The sequence below is a fragment of the Actinomycetes bacterium genome, assembly GCA_022396035.1.
Lineage (GTDB): Bacteria > Actinomycetota > Humimicrobiia > Humimicrobiales > Humimicrobiaceae > Halolacustris.
Genome location: JAIOXO010000017.1, coordinates 15,458 through 35,634 on the forward strand (window position 1 = coordinate 15,458; position 20,177 = coordinate 35,634).

19 protein-coding genes and 1 tRNA gene are annotated in these 20,177 nt (G+C 45.3%); 7 read left to right on the plus strand and 13 right to left on the minus strand.

The genetic code is table 11. From position 1 onward, the window contains the following. Positions 1–25 precede the first annotated feature (25 nt). The 8 genes from pheS to K9H14_06275 all read right to left on the minus strand — a co-directional run bounded on the left by pheS (position 26) and on the right by K9H14_06275 (position 7,319). The gene (gene pheS, locus K9H14_06240; GenBank protein MCG9479795.1) at positions 26–1,066 is read right to left on the minus strand and encodes a phenylalanine--tRNA ligase subunit alpha; all 1,041 of its coding nucleotides are present in this window, start codon (positions 1,064–1,066) and stop codon (positions 26–28) included. Between the two features lie 10 nt (positions 1,067–1,076). Further along, entirely contained in the window at positions 1,077–1,436 is a 360-nt protein-coding gene (gene rplT, locus K9H14_06245) for a 50S ribosomal protein L20 (GenBank protein ID MCG9479796.1), read from the minus strand. A gap of 16 nt (positions 1,437–1,452) precedes the next feature. Next, the gene (rpmI, locus tag K9H14_06250; GenBank protein ID MCG9479797.1) at positions 1,453–1,647 is read right to left on the minus strand and encodes a 50S ribosomal protein L35; all 195 of its coding nucleotides are present in this window, start codon (positions 1,645–1,647) and stop codon (positions 1,453–1,455) included. Between the two features lie 41 nt (positions 1,648–1,688). Continuing rightward, on the minus strand, positions 1,689–2,195 hold the full coding sequence (gene infC / locus K9H14_06255) for a translation initiation factor IF-3 (GenBank protein ID MCG9479798.1): 507 nt from the start codon (positions 2,193–2,195) through the stop codon (positions 1,689–1,691). A 188-nt stretch (positions 2,196–2,383) separates the two neighbouring features. Continuing rightward, positions 2,384–3,727 carry a radical SAM protein gene (locus K9H14_06260; GenBank protein ID MCG9479799.1) on the minus strand — a complete coding sequence of 448 codons (1,344 nt, stop codon included), beginning with the start codon at positions 3,725–3,727 and terminating at the stop codon, positions 2,384–2,386. 95 nt (positions 3,728–3,822) lie between these two features. Continuing rightward, positions 3,823–5,733: a threonine--tRNA ligase gene (gene thrS / locus K9H14_06265; protein ID MCG9479800.1), complete on the minus strand. Its 1,911-nt coding sequence runs from the start codon at positions 5,731–5,733 to the stop codon at positions 3,823–3,825. A 71-nt stretch (positions 5,734–5,804) separates the two neighbouring features. After that, a tRNA-Gly gene (locus K9H14_06270) sits at positions 5,805–5,879 on the minus strand. A gap of 63 nt (positions 5,880–5,942) precedes the next feature. Then, positions 5,943–7,319, minus strand: a complete 1,377-nt coding sequence (locus tag K9H14_06275) for an LCP family protein (protein MCG9479801.1) — start codon at positions 7,317–7,319, stop codon at positions 5,943–5,945. 130 nt (positions 7,320–7,449) lie between these two features. Between K9H14_06275 and K9H14_06280 the strand changes: the two genes are divergently transcribed. Then, positions 7,450–7,797, plus strand: coding sequence for a PH domain-containing protein (locus K9H14_06280; GenBank protein MCG9479802.1), 348 nt, complete (start codon positions 7,450–7,452; stop codon positions 7,795–7,797). 3 nt (positions 7,798–7,800) lie between these two features. On the opposite strand, the gene K9H14_06285 is transcribed toward K9H14_06280, so the two are convergent. Beyond that, positions 7,801–8,310, minus strand: coding sequence for a 3D domain-containing protein (locus K9H14_06285; GenBank protein ID MCG9479803.1), 510 nt, complete (start codon positions 8,308–8,310; stop codon positions 7,801–7,803). A gap of 77 nt (positions 8,311–8,387) precedes the next feature. Here K9H14_06285 and lexA point away from each other — a divergent pair, with 77 nt between their 5' ends. From lexA to dinB, 3 genes are read left to right on the plus strand one after another with little or no spacing between them, the layout of a single operon-like run. Beyond that, positions 8,388–9,071, plus strand: a complete 684-nt coding sequence (gene lexA / locus K9H14_06290) for a transcriptional repressor LexA (GenBank protein MCG9479804.1) — start codon at positions 8,388–8,390, stop codon at positions 9,069–9,071. Between the two features lie 9 nt (positions 9,072–9,080). Continuing rightward, on the plus strand, positions 9,081–12,176 hold the full coding sequence (locus K9H14_06295; GenBank protein ID MCG9479805.1) for a DNA polymerase III subunit alpha: 3,096 nt from the start codon (positions 9,081–9,083) through the stop codon (positions 12,174–12,176). After that, the gene (dinB, locus tag K9H14_06300; GenBank protein ID MCG9479806.1) at positions 12,155–13,327 is read left to right on the plus strand and encodes a DNA polymerase IV; all 1,173 of its coding nucleotides are present in this window, start codon (positions 12,155–12,157) and stop codon (positions 13,325–13,327) included. The genes K9H14_06295 and dinB overlap by 22 nt, the downstream gene beginning before the upstream one ends. Here dinB and K9H14_06305 read toward each other — a convergent pair. Continuing rightward, positions 13,324–13,839, minus strand: a complete 516-nt coding sequence (locus K9H14_06305) for a hypothetical protein (GenBank protein ID MCG9479807.1) — start codon at positions 13,837–13,839, stop codon at positions 13,324–13,326. The genes dinB and K9H14_06305 overlap by 4 nt on opposite strands. Positions 13,840–13,947: 108 nt before the next feature. Between K9H14_06305 and K9H14_06310 the strand changes: the two genes are divergently transcribed. Next, positions 13,948–15,099, plus strand: a complete 1,152-nt coding sequence (locus K9H14_06310) for a putative glycoside hydrolase (GenBank protein MCG9479808.1) — start codon at positions 13,948–13,950, stop codon at positions 15,097–15,099. A 279-nt stretch (positions 15,100–15,378) separates the two neighbouring features. Here K9H14_06310 and K9H14_06315 read toward each other — a convergent pair whose 3' ends face one another. The 3 genes from K9H14_06315 to ltaE are packed head-to-tail and all read right to left on the minus strand — an operon-like array spanning position 15,379 to position 17,180. Further along, entirely contained in the window at positions 15,379–15,852 is a 474-nt protein-coding gene (locus K9H14_06315; protein MCG9479809.1) for a ferredoxin:glutaredoxin reductase, read from the minus strand. A gap of 1 nt (position 15,853) precedes the next feature. Further along, on the minus strand, positions 15,854–16,093 hold the full coding sequence (locus K9H14_06320) for a glutaredoxin family protein (protein MCG9479810.1): 240 nt from the start codon (positions 16,091–16,093) through the stop codon (positions 15,854–15,856). A 58-nt stretch (positions 16,094–16,151) separates the two neighbouring features. Next, complete coding sequence (ltaE, locus tag K9H14_06325) at positions 16,152–17,180, minus strand: low-specificity L-threonine aldolase (protein MCG9479811.1); 1,029 nt, start codon at positions 17,178–17,180, stop codon at positions 16,152–16,154. Between the two features lie 171 nt (positions 17,181–17,351). Between ltaE and K9H14_06330 the strand changes: the two genes are divergently transcribed. Together K9H14_06330 and K9H14_06335 are read left to right on the plus strand one after the other, a co-directional pair. Beyond that, on the plus strand, positions 17,352–19,085 hold the full coding sequence (locus K9H14_06330; protein ID MCG9479812.1) for a 2-oxoacid:acceptor oxidoreductase subunit alpha: 1,734 nt from the start codon (positions 17,352–17,354) through the stop codon (positions 19,083–19,085). Positions 19,086–19,098: 13 nt separating this feature from the next. Then, positions 19,099–19,974 (plus strand): 2-oxoacid:ferredoxin oxidoreductase subunit beta, encoded by an 876-nt coding sequence (locus K9H14_06335; protein ID MCG9479813.1) that lies wholly within the window; start codon positions 19,099–19,101, stop codon positions 19,972–19,974. The last annotated feature ends 203 nt before the right edge of the window (positions 19,975–20,177 follow it).

Consider the following 20,177-nt stretch of genomic DNA (forward strand, 5'->3'; position numbering starts at 1 on the left):
AAAAATTCCTTCCTATCCAGTCAGGTTAGAATTGTTTTAAAAACCTTAAGTCATTTTCAAAAAATGACCGTAAGTCATCAATTCCATACTTTAACATGCAAATTCTTTCTATCCCCATACCAAAAGCAAAACCGCTTACCTCTTCGGGGTCATAGCGTACAAAATCATAAAGATTGGGGTCTACCATACCTGCTCCCAGTATCTCCAGCCATCCGGAGCCCGAACAGACCCGGCATCCGGCTCCCTCACATATCTTACAGGATACGTCCACCTCTGCGCTGGGTTCGGTAAAGGGGAAATAATGGGGCCTGAATCGCACCTTTCGGTCTCTGCCAAAAATCTTTCTGGCTACCGTTTCCAAAGTCCACTTCAGGTTTCCAAAGTTAATGCCTTTGTCTACCACCAGACCTTCTATCTGGGTAAACATGGGCGTATGGGATACATCATAGTCCCGGCGGTAAACCTTACCCGGCACTATAATGTATATGGGGGGCTGATGCTTTTCCATATACCTTATCTGCACCGGTGAAGTATGGGTCCTCAGCAGAACATCCTCAGATACAAAGAAAGTATCATGCAGGGACCTGGCCGGGTGGTCCCGAGGGGTATTTAAGGCCTCAAAATTATAATAGTCGGTTTCTACTTCCGGGCCCTGGGCTACCTCAAAACCCATAGTGGTAAAAATATCTTCAATCTCTTCGGTAACCTGGGTCAGTATATTCCTGCTTCCCTTTGCAGGTTTTCTGCCCGGCAGGCTGAGGTCAACAGATTCTGCCCTCAGCTTGTGATCAAACTCTATGCTGGACAGTTTCTTTTCCTTATCCGTTACCCGGGATTCTATCTTTTTTTTGTATATATTGGCATTTTTTCCTATTACCGGCTTAAGCTGGTTGCTGAGCTTGCCAATATTTTTTAAAACTGATACCACCTGGCTTTTTTTACCCAGATATTTTATCTTTACCTCTTCCAGGTCTTTTAAGCTGCGGGCATCACTCAGACTTTTCTCAAACTGCCGGTAATCTTCTTCCAGCTGGTCCAATATCTCTCTGGCTTCCTGGTTCTCCATAATAAAGTCCTTATGCAGTCACTTGCTTCTTGGCTACTTCCGCCAGCTCCTTGAAAGCACCGGGGTCATTGACCGCCATCTCTGAAAGCATCTTACGGTTTATTTCCACATCAGCTTTCTTAAGGCCATTTATAAACTGATTATAAGACAGTCCATGAGACCTGGCCGCTGCATTAATCCTGGTAATCCATAATCTCCTGAACAGCCTCTTTTTATTTTTTCGGTCCCTGTATGAAAAACTTAAGGCCTGGTATACCTTTTCCTTGGCCACTCTGTACCTGTTGCCTGAAGTGCCGGTATAACCCTTGGCCTGTTTTAAAACTTTCTTATGTTTTTTATTCTTTACGCTTCCTCTTTTAATCCGCGCCATTTTTAATCACACCTTTCTATTTTCCCAACAATCTTCTTACCTTCTTTTCATCCGCTTTGGACACTACTACTCTCTGGCCCAGTCTTCTTTTCCTAGTGGAATCCTTGGGGGCCAGTTTATGGCTTTTATAAGCCTTTTCCCTTACAATCTTGCCGCTTCCGGTCACCTTAAATCTTTTTGCCGCTCCCTTATGTGTTTTCCGCTTTGGCATATGTAAACACTTCCTTTCTAATTTCTAATACTGTTAATCTATTACGCAGGACCTAAAACCATGATCATATTATAGCCTTCCAGCTTGGGAGCCTGCTCCACTGCCGCCAGGCCTTCCAGATCCTTTATAAGCTGCTGCAGCATCTCCATGGCAATTTCCTTGTGTACAATTTCTCTGCCCCTGAACATTACCGTAACCTTTACCTTGTTTCCGCTCTTTAAAAACCTTTTTATATGGTTCCTTTTGGTATTCAGGTCATTGGTGTCAATCTTGGGCCTGAGCTTTATTTCCTTTACCACTACCTGGGTCTGCTTCTTCTTTTTTTCTTTCTCTGAAATCTCCAGCTTGTACTTGTATTTGCCATAGTCCATTATCCTACATACAGGCGGACTGGCATTAGGGGCAACTTCTACCAGGTCCAGATCCTTCTGGTAAGCCCTTTCCTGTGCCTCCTTGGTATCCACAACCCCTACCTGGGAACCGTCTTCATCTATCAGCCTTACTTTCGGCACCCTTATCTGATCATTATGTCTAATATTTTTATTAATTTATTTCACCTCCGCTAATATTTGTATAAAAAAAATAGGCAAGTACACATCACCTACCTATTTTTTGTTTATTTATAACCAAATCAGCAAACCGGTTAGCCGCCATTTGGTGAGAAATAGATGATTTCTACTTTTTAATTTTCATATTCAATTGTCGCCAAGATTATAAGGCAAATAAAACTTTTTGTCTATACTGCCTTATCTTCTTCTTCCTGGGGCTCATACTCTTCAGCCCAGGCCTTGTCTGCAATCTTCTTATAATCCTCTGAGTACTTGTCCAGATCCTTGGCCAGGTCAGTTATAATGGTCTCCGCCCCTTCATGGGTGGCATAGGCTCCGCTTTCAGCCACTATATCCCTTAGAGCCTGAGGAGTATCTATAATACTGCAGGGCCTCAGATGGTTTTCGGTATAAGGCTGCCTCTTCCTGAATCCCATAAAGAAATCGGAAGTAAGTACTTCTTCCAGGCTTTTTTCCTTGATATTATCAGCTGCAAAATGTACAAACACACAGGGTTCTACATCGCCGTTAACGTTTATATGCAGATAATTTTTGCCTCCGGCCATACAGCCGTTTACCAGTGGACCGTCATTCCAGAAATCAGCCACAATGATACTCTTGGTTTTCCTTATTTCCAGAATTCTCTTCCTTCGGTAATCCCTCTGCTCGGGAGTAGGCATAAGCTCCATATTGGGTTCCTTGCCGATAGGTATATAGTTAAAGTACCAGCCTACAAAGGCACCCTTTTCTACAAACAGGTCAATAAACTCTTCACTTACCACCATCTCATTATTGGGCCTGGTGGCAGTTACTGAAAATCCAAACAGAACTCCTGCTTCCCTTAAATTATCCATGGCCTGCATGATATTTTTCCAGGCGCCCTTGCCCCTTCTTTCATCGGTTTCTTTTTCAAACCCTTCCACGCTCATGCAGGGTACAGCATTTCCCAGTTCAGCCAGCCTGGCTGCTACTTTTTTGTCTATAAGCTGTCCATTGGTATAAATCTGGAAGAAGGAATCATTATGCCTTTCCAGAAAGTCATATAAGTGTTCCCAGCAGAATGGTTCTCCCCCGGTAATAACAAAGAAATAAAGGCCAATATCATTAGCCTCATCTATAATCCGGTTGCACACATCATAGGGCAGGTCATCCTTCTTGGAATACTGCCAGGCATAACAGCCATAACACTTCAAGTTACATTTCATGGTGGGACTGATTACCAGATGGTTGGGTGGATTAATACCATATTTTTCAGCAAAAGCCTTCCTCTTGGGCTGGCCCTGGATCATGGCATTATTAATCAGGTTCATAACCACCTTATTTCTAACTGATGGAGACATATCCACTATGGCCCCCTTCAGGTTTATAAGAAGGTTCTCCAGGAAGTCTCTCTCTTCCCTGTTTTCTAACCTGTAAACCCTTCCCTTTATCATCGATAGCCATCTCTCATCAGAGATCTTAGGAAGCACTTTCAGGGCACTTTTTATAGCTGCCTTGGTTGTGTACAGCTTTACCCTTTCTTTAATAGTCATTTAGACACCCCTTTGTTATATAGTAACATCAATATATTTTAAAAAATGCTTAAAAGTAATTATAAGAACAATTTAGTTAAAAATAAAGAATAATTTTACAATTCCATCTTCTTGCTTTCAATTATCCGCTTAGCCCTAGCCACAAACCTGTCCGGCTCTATCTCCTTGATATCTTTATGGCCTTTCCTTCTTACAGTTACCGTACCGCTCTGCTGTTCATTCTGCCCGATAATAACCATGTAAGGAATCTTCCTTACTTCTGATTGACGTATTTTTTTACTTAAAGATTCAACTCTGTTGTCAAATTCTACCCTGAAACCCTCATCTTTGAGCTGCCGGTAGACCTTCTGGCCGTAATGCTCATACTTTTCGGATATGGGCAATACCGCCATCTGAACCGGTGCCAGCCACAGAGGAAAATTGCCGCTGTAATGTTCGGTAAGTATACCTATGAACCTTTCCACGCTTCCCAGCACCACCCGGTGCAGCATTACCGGCCTGTGTTTCTGGTTATCTGCCCCCACATATTCTATATCAAATTTTTCAGGCATAGCAAAATCAAGCTGGACAGTAGCGCACTGCCAGGTCCTTTCCAGGCAATCCTGAATATGGAAATCAATCTTGGGACCATAAAAAGCCCCGTCGCCTTCATTTATCTTGTAATCCAGGCCTTTATCCACCATAACTTTTTCCAGCAGCTTTTCTGCCCGGTCCCACACAGCATCGGAACCTATCCTTTTTTTTGGCCTGGTAGAAAGCTCTACATGATAGTTATCAAAACCAAATACCGAATACATGCGGTCCACCAGCCCCATAACCTTTCCTATCTCCGACTCCAGCTGCTCTTCGGTACAGAAAATATGGGCATCATCCTGGGTAAAGTTTCTTACCCTGAACAGGCCGTGCAGCACCCCTGATTTTTCATGCCGGTGCACCAGTCCCAGTTCCGCATACCTTATGGGAAGCTCCTTGTAGGAATGCTGGTTGGATTTATATACCAGTATGGCCCCGGGACAGTTCATGGGCTTTACCGCATAATCATTTTCATCTATGGTTACAAAATACATATTGTCTTTGTAGTGATCCCAGTGCCCGGAAGTCTTCCATAATTCATTGGAAAGAATTATGGGTGTCTTTATCTCTTCATACCCTTCCGACTGGTGCTCCTGCCTCCAGTATTCAAGTATGGCATTTCGCAGTATCATTCCCTTGGGATGGAAGAAGGGAAATCCCGGCGCCTGATCATTAAAATTGAACAGATCCAGTTCCTTGCCAATCTTTCGGTGGTCTGCCTGTTTGGCTCTTTCTATCATATCCAGGTACTTTTTTAAATCCTGCGGTTCAAAAAAGGCAGTACCGTAAACCCGGGTAAGCATCTGGTTTTCTTCATTTCCCCGCCAGTAGGCTCCGGCCACGCTTAACAGCTTAAAAGCACCAACTTTAGCCAGTGATGGAATATGGGGACCGCTGCAGAGATCTACAAAATCACCGGTTGTATATATGCTTACCTTGTCTGAATCAATACCCTCAATAAACTCCAGCTTATAGGGGTTGTCTTTAAAGATTTTGGCTGCCTCCGGTTTGGAGACCTCTTTTCTTTCAAACTTATAACCCTTTTTGATTATCCTTTTCATTTCCTTCTCGATAGCCGGAAGGTCATCGGGGCTTATGGTATGGTCTAAATCTATATCATAATAAAAGCCGTCTTTTATGGCCGGGCCAATGGCAAATTTAGCCTCTGGATAAAGGTTTTGTACCGCATAAGCCATTATATGGGAAACGCTGTGGTTAAGAACATCCCTGGCTTCATCTTCATCCTGGGTTACTATGTCCACCTGGATATCATCGCCAGGAATATAATCCAGGTCCAGTTTTTTCCCGCTATCCCTGGCCACAGCAATTACTGCTTTTTTTGCCAGCTGTTTATCCCGCCGGGACAAAGCATCTTTTATGCTTTTTTCCGGAGCGGTTTCTATCTCCTGGTTATCTATAAATATCTTAGCCATAAACATGCCTTTATTATTTAAATAATGCTATATTATACTATTTCTGAATAGATTTATTAAGGCAAAAAAAATGGAGCGGAAGACGGGATTCGAACCCGCGACCCTCACCATGGCAAGGTGATGCTCTACCACTGAGCCACTTCCGCTCGTAAAATGTGCTTTATTTTACGCTAAAATATTAACCAGTTATAAACTAAAAGTCAACCAGGCTACTGGTTTTTAATTTCTTCAAACAGCTGGGCAGTAGCCTCCGGATCATAAACCACCGCACTGGCCTCTCCTACCATCTGGGGCCAGGAAGGTATGGTGGTAATTTCTATATCCTGAGCCTTTATTTTACCCATGGCCGGAAGCAGCCTTAACACATCACCGAAATCCATATCCGTCCAGGTATAATTTAACAGGTAATTTACCAAGGCAGGCATGCTCAAAATCTTTTCCAGAGTGGTCTTCTGGTCATACAGGGCCACTATAATCTTGGCCGCTTCCCTTTCCCGGGCATAAGCGCCATCGGTACGGTGGCGGTTCCGGGACAGGGCTAGAGCCTGTTCCCCGTTAAGGTGGTGCACCCCTTTATCCAGATAACAGTTGGAAAAACCGTCAGCCAGATCTTCGGTTACCTCCACGGTTACCCCGCCCAGAAAGTCAACCAGGGGAACAAAACCGTCAAAATCAGTAATTATGTAGTTGTCTATCTCCAGGCCGGAAAAATTCTCGATGGTTTCCACGGTAAGCTCATTTCCTCCCAGGGCATGGGCGGCATTTATCTTGGTGCTTCCGTGACCGGGTATCTCCACCCAGGTATCCCGGGGTATGGTCACTATGGTTCCTTTATAGGTTTCCAGGTTAAGATGCATTAATATAATTATATCGGTTCTGCCGCTGACCCTGCCTCCTGCCCGGTCAAATGCGCTGTCATCTCCCAGTATCAATATATTAACCGAATCACTTTCAGACACATTGGCAGTGGTGGCCGGGGCTTGGCCCCAGTTAAAATTGGATACCAGCTCTCCCATGGCTGACCTGGCCTCCTGCAGGCTCACCCCGCTGCCTATATATTTAAGCATATAGGCATAGCCCTGATGCTCCTGCCAGCATAACAGGTCTATGCTTTCTGTTTCCTGTTCCAGTTTACTTTCATAAACATAGCCATACAGGCTTACTTTATCCTGGCCCCAGGAAAAATCTTCCTCTATAATCTGGATCGGCTCCATATCTTCGGTTATCTCCAGGTAGCTGTCTGCAATCTGTTTATCTTCCAGATCATCTATAACTTCTGCCTCTTCCACCAATATCATCAGCGCCTGGCTGGAACCCTTGCTCAGGGTAACCCTGGATCCATTCTCTTCCTGTTTAAGATTCCAGCCTTCAGGAGATATGAAAGAGTAATTGGTAAACCGGTTTGAGCTGCTGGAGTAAAAATTGGGAATTGCTTGTTCTGTTTCCGGTTCCTGTTCTGGCTCCGGCTCTTCTGTTTCCTGCCGGACCGGGGGCTGTTCTTCTTCGGCCGGCTGCCGGGGAGCCTCTCTGTTTAAAGTAAAAAAAATAGCCACCCCGATAAGCCCAAAAACTACCAGTATAATCAAATATTTTAAATAATTTTTAATTTCTTTTCCCTTTCTTAAATAAGATAGTCCCTATATTTTAAAAGAATTTCTTTTTTTATCAAATATTATTTTATATAATTACTGCTGTTTTAAGCTTTTAACAAATAGGATGGAGAAAGTAATGAGCACAACCAGCACCGAAAAATTTTTTGTTTTTATGGGACCGGATGAAAAACTGATACAGGCAGTGCCCGGCGTACTCAACAATATCACTGGAGGAAAACTGGTTTTAACTGACAAAAAGCTGTTCTTCAGCTTTATTTCCAATATATCTGTAGACAAACAGTTTATAGCTACCTACCCCTACATAATGGAGGCCAACTTAAAGGAAGGCATCCTTTATTCTGCCATCACTGTTTCCAGCAAGAAAGATACCTTCACCATCTCCAAGATGAACAAGAAGGAAGCTAAAAAACTGTACAGTCAGCTAAAAACCATAGCAGATAAAAACAAGTAATCCTTATTTATAAGATTGGGCCAGCTGTATGCCCGGATCATTTAATTTGATCCACACATCCTGCGTGCCAAAATCCTTAGCTTCCTGTTTGGAATCAAAGTATATATCAATCCTGTTTCCCTTAATCTTTCCTCCGGTGTCTTCCGCAACAAAGGTTCCCAGTCCCTTTATCTCCAGTTCTGTACCCAGGGGTATAATATCCGGGTCTACAGCGATAATACCCTCTTCTACCTGGGTACCGGTAGCAGTAGTGGAATTGGTGCCCTGGCCGGGATCATTGGCACTATAACCGGTAGCCACAAAATAGAACCACTCCACATTTTTTTCTATCTCCACTATCACCGGCTCTTTTTCAACTTCGGTCTTTACTACTACCTCTTTTTTGTTTTTTAAAAATAAAGCGTCTGCAATGTATTCCGGGGTCACTATAGACAACACCGCCACAAAGCTGAAAAAGGCTATCAGTGTCCAGAACAATATATTTATAGTTATGTTATACTTCTTCATTATCATCCTTAAGTCATTTACAAAATCAAGCAAAAACTGCTTTTTTATCTTCAAGTTTAGCGATTATAGCTTCAAAAACTTAGATGTCAAGGCTCAGAAAATTAAAAATACTATACATATGTATAGTTATAAGCTATAATAATGGCCAAGGTGAAAACATGAAAAAGCTTACCGTCAAACAACAACAGGTACTCAAAAACATAAGCCAGTTTATATCGGAAAAGGGCTATCCCCCTACCATAAGGGAGCTGGCCCGGCGCCTGGGCTTTGCCTCCCCCAAAGCAGTAAGCGACCACCTGGCAGCACTGCAAAAGAAGGGTTATATAGATAAAGAGCCCCTGGCCAGATCCATAAGGATTACCGGTAAGGGCGGACTGGACCCTTCCCTAAAAAGACTCCAGGTACCGCTGATAGGAAACATAGCCGCAGGATCTCCCATGCTGGCAGAACAGAATATAGAAACCTACATCAGCATACCCGATGATCCCGGGGGAAGGAAAATTGACTTCGCCTTAAGGGTAAAGGGTGACAGTATGACCGGAGATCACATACTGGATGGGGACATAATACTGGCCCGGTCACAGCCAACAGCCGAAAACGGGGATATAGTAGTGGCCCTTATAGGCGATGAAGCCACTGTAAAAAGATTTTATCTAACCGGCCAGTACCTTGAGCTCAGGCCTTCCAACCCCTCCTATAAGCCTATCCGGGCTGACGGGGACATTACCATACAGGGAAAAGTGCTTTCTGTCTACCGGATGCTCTAAGGGGGTTTTATGTTCTGCCATCTTCACCTTCACAGTCAGTACAGCATCCTCGAATCCAGTATCGCCATAGAGGATCTGGTGCAGGCTGCCTGCAGGCACCAGATGGAGGCGGTGGCCCTTACCGACAGAAATGTAATGCATGGAGCCATAGAATTTTACAGCCGGGCCCGCAGGGCAGGGTTAAACCCCATACTAGGGTGCCAGGTATATGTTAGGACAGAAGGTGTATGGAGCCTGGTTCTGCTGTGTAAAAATGAGGCCGGCTACCGTAACCTGTGCCGCCTGGTAAGCCGGGCCCATACCCAGAAAAAGGAGCCGGTTCCCTGTCTGGATCCAGAGCTAATAAGAGCGAACTCATCCCACCTTTTTGCTCTTGGCCCGGTCAGGCAGGGCCAGATATCGGTATTGCTCAAGCAGGGCCAGGACAGCCAGGCCCGGAAAGCACTGCAGTTTTACCGGGAACTGTTTGGCTCCAGTTTCTATCTGGAAGTTCAGAGATATCCTGCCGGCTGCATGCAGGCCGGATGTTCGGAGGCCATAATCAATTTTGGCCTAAAAAACAAAGTGGAACTGGTAGCCACCAATGATGTGCATTACCTGAAGCAGGGTAACTACTCCGACTACCAGGCCATGTACAGGTTAAAATCCATGTCTACCAGAATCGACCCCTACCTTGGGCCGGTAGAAGGAGACCAGCACTATTTTAAGACCGCCGGCCAGATGCAGAGCCTGTTTGCAGACCTGCCCTCAGCCATATCCAATACCCGGGCCATAGCCGGAAGCTGTAAACTTGACCTTAAACTGGGCAGCCTGGATCTGCCCCGGTTCAAGCCTCCCTACCCCTGCAGCCAGGCAGACTACCTTAAAAAACTCTGCTGCCGGGGACTGGAAAAAAGATACAGGCAGCCGCAGGCCTCACTGTACCGCCGGCTGAACTATGAGCTGGATACCGTATCTGATATGGGCTACAGCGGCTACTTTCTTGTAGTCTGGGACATAGCCAGGTTTGCCCGCCGCAACCACATACCCATATGCGGCAAGGGGTCTGCTGCCGGTAGCCTGGTTTCCTATGTGCTGGGCATTTCCGATGTAGACCCGGTAAAAAATAATCTCTACTTTGAACGGTTCTTAAACCGCCAGAGAAAGCAGCCCCCGGATGTGGATATGGATATTGCCCATAAAGACAGGGAAAAAGTAATAGAGTACCTGCAGTCCAGGTATGGTACCAAAAAGGTAGGCCGGGTCTGTACCTTTGCTACCATAAGGCCCCGGGCGGCAGTAAGGGAAACCTCCAGAATGCTTAATTACAGCAAACAGGAAACAGACCAGCTGCTGCTGGACTTAAGGTATGAAAAAAACCACACTGAAACCGGCTACCGGGAACTGTCCCTGCTGTCCTCCAAGATATCCAGCCGCATCAGGCATCTATCCACCCATCCTTCAGCAGTTATAGTATCCAACCAGGACCTGGAAGAAAAAGTGCCCATGATACTTTCTGCCGAAGGAAAGCTTATGAGCCAGTATGACATGGACAGCATAGAAGCACTGGGAATATTAAAGATAGACCTCATAAACTCCCTGAGCCTTACCCTTATACAGCAGGTAACCGCCATGCTGAAAACCGAAAACCACAACCTGGACCCAAACAACATACCCGGAGATGATCCCCGGGTTTTTAACCTGATGGCCAGAGGGGCCACCCTGGGGGTATTTCAGCTGGAAAGTACCGGCATCAGGAGCCTGATGCGGAAATTAAAGCCGGCCAGCATCCAGGATATAGCCCTGCTGCTGTCCCTTTACCGGCCCGGTCCCCGGCAATCGGGCATGGTAAAGGATCTTATCCAGAGAAAGTTTGGCCGGCAGAAGGTTACCTACCTTCACCCTGACCTTAAACCCATACTGGCTGAAACCTGCGGGATAATAGTCTATCAGGAACAGGTTTTAAGAATTGCCCGCAAGATAGCCGGTTCCTCTTTCAGCCAGGCAGACCTTTTAAGGAGGGCCATAACCAAAAGGTCAAAAAGCAGGATGCAGCTTCTAAAGCAAACCTTTTTAAACGGAGCCGTAAACAGGGGTTATTCACCCGGAACAGCCGGGCAGATCTTTGGCTATATATCCAAGTTTGCCAGCTACGGTTTCCTTAAAGCCCATGCTGCCGCCTATGCCCGGCTAAGCTATGCAACCTGTTACCTTAAGGCCTATTATCCTGCCCATTTTCTAGCCGTAATCCTCTCCAATGGATCCGGCTACTACCCGGCAGCCCAGTATGTGCAGGAAGCAAGGAGATTAGGGATAACCATACAGCCTCCCTGCATAAACGGCAACGGCTTACGGTTTATACCCTGCAAGAAAGGCAGGTCCATAAGGGTTCCCCTTATAACCGTAAAGGGACTGGGCCCGGTTACTGTAAACCATATAATAGAAGAAAGAAAAGCCGGAGGAGCTTTTGAAAATTTTACCGACTTTTGCCAGAGATGTCTGGAGCAGGGCAAAATAAGCAAAGCGGCAGTCCAGAACCTTATAAAAGCAGGGGCTTTTGATTTTGCCGCTTCCAACCGAAAAAGACTCCTGTTATACTTCTGGCAGAAGCAGAAAAAAGAAGGGCAGGATATGGGCCTGGGCCTGATAACCGACTTTTGCCTGGAAGAAAAAATCAAAATAGAAACAGAGCTTCTGGGATTTGCCGCTGCTGCCAGCCCCCTTGCCTGCTACCGGCAGCAAATGGAAAAACTGAACACTGTCGACAGCAGCAAATTTCACCATGGAAGCCAGGTTGCTGCTGCAGGAATGGTAATAAACAGAAGGATAGAAAGAACAAAGAATGGTGAGGATATGCTTTTCTGCACCCTGGAAGATGAAGGGGGCATGTATGAAGTCCTGTTCTTCCCCCCGGCTTATCGCCAGTACAAAAGAACTGTTACCGGCCATCCGGCACTTGTGGTAAAAGGCAGAGTAAACTACAGGGACGGCAGCCTTACGGTTATAGGGTATAAAGCCTGGAGCCTGGAAAACCTGGAAAAGGCCGGTCAAAATTTAAAAGATAACCATATTAGAAATCAGCTGCTGGCAGAAGCTAAACCGTTATGGCCAAACCGACTAAAATAATACATATAGATATGGATGCCTTCTTTGCCCAGATTGAGCAAAGAGACCATCCCCGGTACAAAAATGCCCCCCTTATAGTGGGAAGCCCGGTTAACCGGGGGGTTATATCTTCCGCTTCCTATGAAGCCAGGAAATACGGCCTTTATGCCGGCATGCCCATATCCCAGGCCAAACGGCTCTGTCCCCGGGGAGTATACTTGCCGGTGGACATGGAAAAATACCTGGCCGAATCGGAGGTTATAAGGGACATATTTTTCCAGTTTACTCCCCTGGTGGAAATGATAGGTTCAGATGAAGGCTTTATGGATGTAACCGGCTGCCAGAAACTGTTTGGTGAAGCGGTAGAGATAGCCAAAAAGATAAAGGGCAAAATTTATGAGCAGACCAATCTTACCTCCTCGGCGGGAGTGGCCTGCAACAAATTCTTTGCCAAGCTGGCCTCGGGCCTGGACAAGCCCAACGGCCTTACCGTATTTGAAGACTGGAAAAAGGTAAGGGACAAAATAAGGGAGCTTCCCGTATCCTATATCTGGGGAGCGGGCAGAGTGGCCCAAAAAAACCTTAACAGCATGGGAATAAATACCATCGGACAACTGGCTGATACTCCGGAAGATATACTGCAGTCCAAATTCGGCCAACTGGGAAAAATCATGCACCAGCTGGCCAACGGCATAGACAACCGCCCGGTAGTTCCCAACCAGGAACCCAAATCCATAGGCAGGGAAACCACCTACAGCCAGGATGTGGGTGACCTGGCAGTACTCCGTTCCACCCTTCTGGCTCTGGCCCAGAAAGTAGCCCACAACCTCAACCATAAACAGTACAAGGCAAAAACCCTGACCCTGAAGCTAAGGTTTGCTGATTTTAAGACCATAACCAGAAGCATCACATTAAGCCATTACACCTCGGATATCATGGAGATACACCGGGCATCGACCGCAGTGCTGGCCAAAACTGATATCCATAAAAAAAAGATAAGGCTTATCGGCATATCTGCCAGCAACTTAAAGCCTGCCTGCATGCTGGCCACCCTGTTTGAACAGCCGCAGCACCAGCGGGGCCAGAATATCACCGATGCCATAGAAAAAATTTCAGACAGATTCGGGCCGGACAAGATAACCCTGGCCCAAATTATGGATAAGCCCGGTTAAATTTTACCCAGTACCAGAAGCTGGTCCGGTTCCAGCAGGGAAACTGCAGCATGCTTGCCTATAATTTCCACCTTTATTATCTTCTCCGGTTTTTCCAGATCTACTTCCCCCGCATCCACTACATCCGTCAGCTTGATAATCAGCTCATGGTCATCATGCTGGTGATAATGCCTCCGGGTAAGATCCAGTTTCCATTTATCATTTTCCCCTATACCGGCAGCCACAGAACTTACCGCTGCCCGCATATCTTTAACCTCTGAAGTTATCCATTTATCCACCGGCACATAATGGAAGGTCCAGTTAAAGATATCCTTATTCTCCAGACATAAATTTCTAAGCTCTTTTACTGCTGTTTTGGGATCATCAACATCCAGCAAAAACACTCCGCCGTACTCGGACTCCAGAAACTCATGCTTTACCCCGATTTCACTGAATACTGCTTCCACCGATTGCCTGGCTACATCTTCATGAACAGGATCATAACTTATAATCAAGCTTACACCCATTTCCATTCCCCCCTTAATAATTTATGGTCACATCTAAATTATATTACCTGTACAAAAAAATTAAAGGTAAAATAATAACTATGTATTGTTTTATGCCTGTTGTATCATAAGGATATGATCCCGTTTTCCAAAAAGCTGGTAAAGTCAATAATTATAATAGCTTGCCTGTTAGGCCTGTCCCTTGCGGGAGCTGCCCCGCCTCCAATTAACACCAATACCGGTTTCAACTCTGGCCACAGTAAGATGATTGTCTATCCCTACCTGAGCCCCGAAGATTACCAGTTTAAGATAACCCCTGGAAACCAGAAGGGAATATACCTTACCGGTTACAGCATGGCCAGCAGGGATAAACGCCAGCAAAGTTATGAACTCATAGACCAAACCGAGCTTAATGCCATAGTATTTAATGCCAAGGACGACAGCGGACACATAGATTATGATACCCGTAACAGCATGGCCAGACAAATAGGAGCAGATCTGGGCCTGTACAGCCTGAAACAGGTAATAGGGGAAATGGACCGCAAGAATATTTACAGCATTGCCCGGGTAGTCTTATTCAAAGATCCGGTACTGGCCCAGTCCATGCCTGAGCTGGCCATAATAGACTCCAGGACCAACCAGCCCCTGAATTCAGAGGGCTCCTACTGGCCGGACTTATATAGCCCCCGGGTATGGCAGTATAATATTGATATTGCCATAGAGCTGGCTGAGGCCGGAGTAGACGAAATCCAATTTGACTATATCCGGGCGCCGGCCAGAGGAAATGTCAGCTATGCTCTCTATACCCATAACCTTAATCAGCAGACCAAAGTTGAAGCCATAACCGGTTTCCTGGAGCAGGTAAGAGAGCAGACAGAAAAATACGATGTAAAAATATCGGCAGATGTATTTGGCTTTACCCTGCTAAAAACCGACGACCAGGGAATAGGCCAGCAGCTGGAAGCCATACTTCCCTACCTGGATTATCTTTACCCCATGCCCTATCCATCACATTATCCTCCCTATTTTATGGGATTTCCCCTTCCCGAAGCCGAGCCCTACCAGGTGATTAGCTACACCCTGGAGAAAGGGCTGGACCGCTCCAATAATCAGGATTGCCTTATAATACCCTGGATACAGGCTTTTGGCCTGTACATGGACTACACCCCCTACCATATAATGCAGCAGATAGAAGCTTCCAGGGACCTGGGTATAGAAGGATATCTTTGCTGGAATGCCCGCAACAACTACAGCCTGGTACAGCAGGCCTTAAACTCACAGCCCTGAATTACAGGTAATCTAAAATATATTGAAGCCTTTCTTCATCAAAAGCAGCAACCGTATGCAGATCATGGCCATAAAAAGGCATAACTTTCATGATTTTTTACACTGCAGCTGGTTGTATACAACCAAAATGGTAGAAGGAAGACAGACCAGATCCCTGGCAGCCAGGTGTACCACCTGGCCTTTACCCCGCTGGCCAGATTAAGGTTGTCAAAATAGCCTGAAGACCTGAATACCTGCTACTCTCTTTCATAAAAACCTCTGGATAACCTGGGCAACTTTCTAAACCGATAAAAAAATCTCGAACCGGTCGGATGTTGCCTTGCAAATGGGGCATACCCGGGGAGGATTTTCCTTGGCACAAAGGTACCCACAGACCCGGCAACGGTATACCGGAAGGCTTACCGTAAACCCGGCTTTACCATTAGAGCCTTTACTTGCAGTCCCCCTTCTTTCCGGTATGGAAGTAAGCTCTTTTTTACCGCTGGCAATATCACTGTCCACATACAGCCCGCAGTAACAGGCTCCATATTCAGCCAGATCCTGGTCCCGGTAGTCACAGGGACATATTATATCCCTGTCTTTTTCCCTTACTCCCTCTGACAGCCGGCAGGGACAGGACTGATAGCCATATCGCTCCTGGTTATCTAAAAGGCCCTCCATTAAAGTAAGGACCAAATCCTGGTCAGGGTTAAGAATGTAGCCTGCTTCCCGGGCTTCCCTCTTCTTTTGGTCATAAAGTTCCTGGGCCTTCATGCTAAATCTCCAGCTTTTCTTTTATTTTGCCCTGGTCAAAACCAACTATACAGTCACTGCCGTCTATTACCATGGTGGGAAATCCGCCGCTGGGATTATGTTCTTTCATCCGGGCCAGCGCTTCTTCCCTGTCCTCTCCCTGAAGCAGATCAACATCTATATAGTTGTAGGCTACTCCCATGTCCTGGAGCAAATTCTTGGTTTTCCTGCACCAGCCGCAGGTGCTGAGCGTATATATCATAATATCTTTCTTATGTTCACCCTCTACTTTTTTTGCTTCTAATGCCACTAGGACCTCCTTATTGTTTAAAAAAAGTTCTAATTTTATCCATAACCAGATCTATATCTTGTTTACTTATCCAGTAATGGGTAACCAGTCTGAAAAATCCATTCATAACCGGATTTATTTTTATCCCCTGGCCGGCCAGCCAGTCTACAAATTCCTGTTGCCTGAAACCCTCTGTTGTCACTTTAAAGAACACCATATTTATATCCAGTCTATCCTGTTCCACCTCTATTCCCTCTATCTGTTCCAGCCGTTCTGCCAGATATCCGGCATGTTCATGATCCTCGGAAAGCCTGGCCGCCATATCCCTTAATGCCACCAGTCCGCATGCGGCTAGATAACCAGCCTGCCGCATGCCTCCCCCCATAAGTTTTCTGTATTTACGGGCTTTGGCAATAAACTTACTGCTGCCGCAGACCATTGAACCTACCGGGCAGCACAAACCCTTGGACAGGCAGAACATAACCGAGTCACTGTAAGCAGCAATTTCTTCAGCCTTAACCCCCAGACTTACAGCAGCATTAAATATCCTGGCCCCGTCCAGATGCAAAGGTATACTGTGCCTGCTGGCCAGACGGTAGAGATCTTTCATCTCATCCAGGGACAGTACCGTTCCGTCGGAATGAGCATTTTCATTACATATCAGCCCCGTATCCGGATGGTGCAGGTCTTCCTCCCTGATTAAGGATTCAACCTGGCTGGTCTGTACATGTCCCCACCGGTCATCTACCAGCATCAGCTGCACATTGGAAAGAAAGGCAGCCGCACCTGCTTCATGCTGCACAATGTGGTTGGAGCGAGCAATAATAACTTCATTTCCCCTGCGGGTATGGGTAAGTAAACACAATTGGTTGCCGAAAGTTCCTGAAGGAACAAACAGGGCTGCCTGTTTGCCCATCAAATCTGCTGAGACCTCTTCCAGCTGATTAACCGTAGGGTCGTCAGCATAGACATCATCCCCTACCCTGGCATGGGCCATGGCTTTTATCATATCCGTTGTAGGATGAGTAACCGTATCACTTCTTAAATCAATACAATCCATTTAAAAAACCTAAATATTCTTATTGCTATAAATAATACAGGACAATAAACAATAGATAAAATAAAAATTATTTTATCTATTAATACTAATTACTATCTACTAATTTAATTTAACTTAATTGCCATATATGATAATATTATATTAATATATTTAAACGCTTTAGGAGTAAAGATGAAGACAGAAAATGTTTCCATAAAGATAGGCGGGGAAGCAGGCTATGGGATAATGTCTACTGGTTTTATGCTTTCTAAGGTTTTTGCCAAAAAGGGCTATTTTGTCCTGGATACTAATGAATATCCATCACTTATAAAGGGCGGCCACAACACCTATACCATACGGGTAGGTACCAGCCCCATATATTCTATTTCCAAAAGCATTGATATCCTGATAGCCCTGGATAAAAAGACCATTGATATTCACCGGGAAGAAATATCCTATAACAGTCATATTATCTATGATGAACAGGATTACAGTTCCCAGGATATAGGCGGGAAGAGAAAAGACCTTAACTATATGGCGGTCCCCTTTACCAAAATAATAGAAGAAGTAAAGGCTCCCCGGGTTATGAGAAACAATGTTGCACTGGGAGCAGTACTGGCTCTGGTAGGGATAAGTTTTGATCTGCTGGAAACAGCAATAAAGCAGCAGTTTCAGCACAAGGGAGACAAAGTTGTAGAGCTTAATACCCGGGCTGCCGGGCTGGGCTACAAATACATAAAGGAAAAGCTGAACAATTCCACCCCCTATAGTCTGGAAGAAGTTAAACAAAAAAATAAGATGCTGGTAACCGGCAATGATGCTGTGTTTCTGGGTGCGGTAAGATCAGGCTGTAAATTTTATGCAGCCTACCCCATGACCCCATCATCTTCCATACTGCATTCTTTTGCCAGCATAGAAGATGACTATAATATTGTTACCAAACATGCGGAAAGCGAACTGGCAGTGGTTAACATGGCCCTGGGGGCTTCTTTTACCGGAGCCAGGTCTATGCTGGCCACCTCGGGAGGTGGTTTTGCACTGATGAATGAAGGCCTTTCTGCTGCTGCCATGACCGAAACACCCCTGGTAATGGTTTTATCCCAGAGACCTGCGCCGGCCACCGGTCTTCCTACCTGGACCGAACAGGGAGATATGCTGTTTGCAGTACATGCAGCACATGGCGAATTTTTGAGGATAGTCCTGGCCCCCGGAGATCCGGAAGAGTGCTTCTACCTTACCGGAAAAGCATTTAACCTGGCCGATAAATACCAGATACCAGTAATAATACTTCTGGATAAACACCTCTCGGAAAGCCATTTTTCCTATGAAAAATTTGATTCCTCAAAAATCAAGGTAGATCGGGGAAAACTGATTTCAGAACCCATAAAGGAAGGCAAAGACTACAAAAGATATGAGATAAATTCCAGTGGTGTATCTCCAAGAGTGGTATGCGGCACCCCTGGGGGCGTACATATTGCCAATACTGACGAACACGACCAGCATGGCTTCTCCAATGAAGATGCCAATAACCGTAAGGAAATGATGGACAAAAGATTCGATAAAATTAAAGAGCTGGTAAAAGATATTGACCCTCCCAGGGTTTACGGACCCCCGGAAGCTGAAATAACCTGCTGGAGCTGGGGATCCTGCAAGGGTCCCATTCTGGAAGCCATGAAGACACTTAACCGGGACCAGAAAAAAGTAAACCTGGTACACTTTAACTACCTCTACCCCTTCCTGGTAGACCCGGTAGTTAAACTGATGAAGGACAGCAACCGTAATGTAATAATTGAAAACAACAAAACCTCCCAGCTGGGCAAACTATTGATGCTGAATACCGGAACCAAGATTAACAACCGGATACTGAAATACAATGGGAGACAGTTTCTGCCGGAAGAAATTATTTCGGGCATAGAACAACTATAAGGGAGCAAAAGTTATGAATAAAAAAGAAACAGAACTAAAACCCGAGGACTTTAACACCCATATTAGGCCCACCTGGTGCCTGGGATGCGGAAACTACGGTATATGGAATGCAATGAAACGTGCCCTGGTAACCCTGGGCTTAAAAAACCACCAGGTTCTGGCGGTATACGGCATTGGCTGTTCGGGAAACGGTACCAATTTTACCAAAACTTATGCCTTCCATTCCCTGCATGGCCGCTCACTTCCGGTAGCTACCGGCGCCAAGCTGGCCAACCACAAGCTTAATGTAATAGTTATGGCTGGTGACGGCGATGGAGCAGGAATTGGCGGAAATCATTTCATGCATACCTGCAGGCGAAATATTGATATCACTTTCATTATGCATGATAACCGGATTTACGGCCTGACTACCGGGCAGGCATCGCCTACCTCTGACCAGGGGTTTAAAAGCAAATCAACCCCCAAGGGAGTACTGGAGGAACCGGTAAACCCCATAGCCCTAGCCTTAAGCTCGGGAGCTACTTTTGTAGCCAGGGGTTTTTCCGGTCAGGTAAAACACCTGTCAGGGCTTATGGTTGAAGCCATAAAGCACAATGGCTTTTCTTTCGTGGATGTCCTGCAGCCCTGTGTTACTTTTAATAAGAAAAATACTTATGAATGGTACAGAGACCGGGTATACAAGCTGGAGGATGAACCGGATTACAAAAGTGATGATTTGATGCAGGCTTTTGAAAAATCACAGCAAAAAGATAAGATCCCCATAGGCATATTCTACAAAATAGACAAACCTACCTATGAAGACGGCCTGAAACAGATAGAGAGAAAACCTCTGGTAGACCATGTAATAAGTGATGTTGATATAAATAAACTGCTGAATGAATATTTTTAATATATAGTAAGTAAAGTTATAAGGGCAATGTTTTAGCATTTCCCTTATTGTGAGGTTGCTGTTTACTTATACAGCTTTTCGAGCCTATGTATAATAATCTTCTTCTTCTAAAGCATTTACCTTTAAATCATTCAGATTTTCATTAATTGATTTCAGTACCTCCAAAATTTCATCCAGCTTTTCCTGTAATTGTACATTCACCT